Source organism: Oscillibacter sp. CU971 (assembly GCF_905219725.1).
In the GTDB taxonomy this organism is placed as follows: Bacteria; Bacillota; Clostridia; order Oscillospirales; family Oscillospiraceae; genus Oscillibacter.
The window spans coordinates 1-2543 of sequence record NZ_CAJMXG010000348.1; the positions used below are offsets into that span (position 1 = coordinate 1).

Genomic DNA, 2543 nt, shown 5'->3' on the forward strand with positions numbered 1-2543 from the left:
AGGGTAAACTGTCGTTCAGCACTGCTGCCGACTATATTTCCGCTCTAACTAAACAGGAGCAGACAGACCTCGTGTTAGAGATGGAAAAATTGAATGTAATTCCGGTCAAAAATCAGCTTGTAAAAATCAAACAGCACAGCAAAGACGGCGATCTGACCGTCACGGTTATCAAAGATATTCTATCCAAAGGAAGCCCTGCCACTTTGCAGGTAGTTCTCAATAAAACGAGACTTCATCAATACTTCCCAACGTCTTACACTAGTCAGCAGATGGAAGAAGTTATTGTGTCTCTACTGGAAGCATGGAGTGTTCAACATTCAAAGAGTATAAAGGAGTAATAGGAAGGAGGCCCAACATGGCGGATTTACAGGCGGCGCTTTCGGAGGCTGTCAAGCTGAGCNGGAGCATTGCGCAGTTTCTCAAATTCTCCACCTACACGGACTACGACGATCTGAGCGGCCTCGACATAGATCGTTCCGATGGCGAACAGCTTCTTCTTTGGGAAGAACTGCGGCGTATCACGGACCTGCTGGCATATGCGCAGGAGTATATTTCCTATCTGACCCAGCCTATCTCGGAGGTCAGCCGTCTGCGACTGGGAACCGCTGGGAAGTACCGGACGGCGAAGGGCCACTACTATGATTGCCGTAGCAGCATAGAGGCCCTGGTAACGGACGAATACCACGATGTTCCCTACTGGACCCGGACCACCGTGGAACACAACGGAGCGGATTATTACCTCGTTGGCTACAAGGACCTTCCCATGGAGGGGCTGCGTGTCCGTGTAAGATCGGTAACATGATCCATCAGGCAAGCCCACCCGCAACTGACTAACAATCAGTGGCGGGTGGGCTTTTTTTTATTTACAAGCAAACGACAAGCGGACAGAGCACGAACGTCCCGGTGACTATTGCAGTCGCCGGGACGCCTTTTTATTTCTCCGCACATTTCAAAGGAGGCAATGACTATGCCGTCAAACTTGAACCTGGACTACTACTACGGCACCGAAGCGGACCAGTACAGCTTTTACCGTATCCCCAAGACCCTGCTGACCGACCCCCGTTATAAGAGTGTTTCCATTGAGGCAAAGGTCCTCTACGGCCTGTTGCTGGACCGTATGGGGCTGTCGGTGAAAAACGGCTGGATGGACAGCGATAAGCGCGTCTACATCTATTTTACCCAGGAGGACGCCATGACCCTTATGAGCTGCGGGAAGGACAAGGCCACGAAGCTGTTCCGGGAGCTGGACAAGGACGGCATCGGCCTGATCGAGCGGAAGAAGCAGGGCCAGGGACGGCCCACGCGGATTTACGTCAAAAACTTCATCCTGCCCCCGGAATCGGGCCAGCCCCAGCAGCCGGAACAGGCACCGCCGCCCCCGGCTTCTCAGACTGCGGAAAATCAGCAGTCAAGACCGCTGGACCGTGCCGCACTCTTGACTGCGGAAAAACCGCAGTCTGCACCGCTGGAAACGCGCGGTCTTGACGGCGGCTTTTCCGCCCCTAATAAGACTGAAAAGAAAAATACTGAACTGAACGATACTGACCCATCCATCTTTCCCCCTACCCCCACGCCTCCTGCTTCTCCCCCTGCTGGTCGGCCCAAGAGCCGGATGAGGATGGATGAGATGGATAGATACCGAGAACTGATAAAAGAAAATATCGACTTTGACCTCCTGCTCCAAGAGCATCCCTACGATGAGGAAACGCTGGCGGGCTATGTGGAACTTATGGTGGAGGTCTGCTGTTCCCGGCGAGACTTCATCCGCATTGCAGGGGAGGAAATGCCCACCGGCGTGGTCAAGAGCCGGTTCCTGAAGCTCACCCATGAGCATATCGCCTATGTTCTGGACAGCCTGAGCCAGAACACCACACTGGTGAAGAACATCAAGGCGTACACCCTGGCGGCGCTCTACAACGCGCCCACGACCATCAGCCAGTATTACGCATCCCTGGTCAGCCACGATCTGGCCCAGGAAGCGGCTGGAATATAAACCGGACAGACGAAGGAGGATTTCTGTATGGCAAACAAAATCGACATTCTGGTGGTAGAACCCGGCGTGGCCCCCCGCCCCACCCAGGTGGAGGACACGCTGGAAGCCTTTCAGCAGATCGTGGGCGGACCCATCGAGGCGGGGTGCTACCTGCCCCAGCGGGTCATGCTGGTCTGCAACAGCGAGGGCAAGAACATGGGCCTGATGCCCAACCGGGAGAATCCCACGGACAGCGGGGACTTTATCGCCGGGACGTTCCTGCTGTGCGGCTTTGAGGGGGAACACTTCACCTCCCTGACCCCCGCCCAGCAGCGGGAATTTGAAGCCTACTTCGCCACGTCCGGCCCGGAGGGAGGCGATAAGGATTGACCCACCGTCATCTGCTCCGCCGCCTGCTGGTCCCGCCCTAGTACATAGCACCCCCCGGAAAATCCAAAATCTGAAAGGAGGAAGCATGAGCATCAAATTTCCCAATCTAAAGCGATTCTTTTCTTTGTCCCCGGCAGCGGTCATGATGTTTAGCTTTTTAGCGGCCACGGCCCCCGCCGCC

3 protein-coding genes and 1 pseudogene are annotated in these 2543 nt (G+C 55.2%); all 4 read left to right on the plus strand.

Translation table 11 applies throughout. The annotated features are described in order from the left end of the window. A pseudogene (locus JX325_RS15160) lies at positions 1-338 on the plus strand (chromosome partitioning protein ParB); the annotation flags it as partial. Between the two features lie 17 nt (positions 339-355). Further along, the gene (locus JX325_RS15165; RefSeq protein ID WP_204791900.1) at positions 356-802 is read left to right on the plus strand and encodes a DUF5348 domain-containing protein; all 447 of its coding nucleotides are present in this window, start codon (positions 356-358) and stop codon (positions 800-802) included. 165 nt (positions 803-967) lie between these two features. After that, complete coding sequence (locus JX325_RS15170) at positions 968-1993, plus strand: DUF6017 domain-containing protein (protein WP_204791901.1); 1026 nt, start codon at positions 968-970, stop codon at positions 1991-1993. A gap of 27 nt (positions 1994-2020) precedes the next feature. Beyond that, positions 2021-2362: a DUF3846 domain-containing protein gene (locus JX325_RS15175; protein WP_204791902.1), complete on the plus strand. Its 342-nt coding sequence runs from the start codon at positions 2021-2023 to the stop codon at positions 2360-2362. Positions 2363-2543 lie beyond the last annotated feature (181 nt).

Coding starts and splice junctions, on each gene's coding strand:
- JX325_RS15170 (WP_204791901.1), top strand. CDS start 968: ATGCCGTCAAACTTGAACCTGGACTACTACTACGGCACCGAAGCGGAC.
- JX325_RS15175 (WP_204791902.1), top strand. CDS start 2,021: ATGGCAAACAAAATCGACATTCTGGTGGTAGAACCCGGCGTGGCCCCC.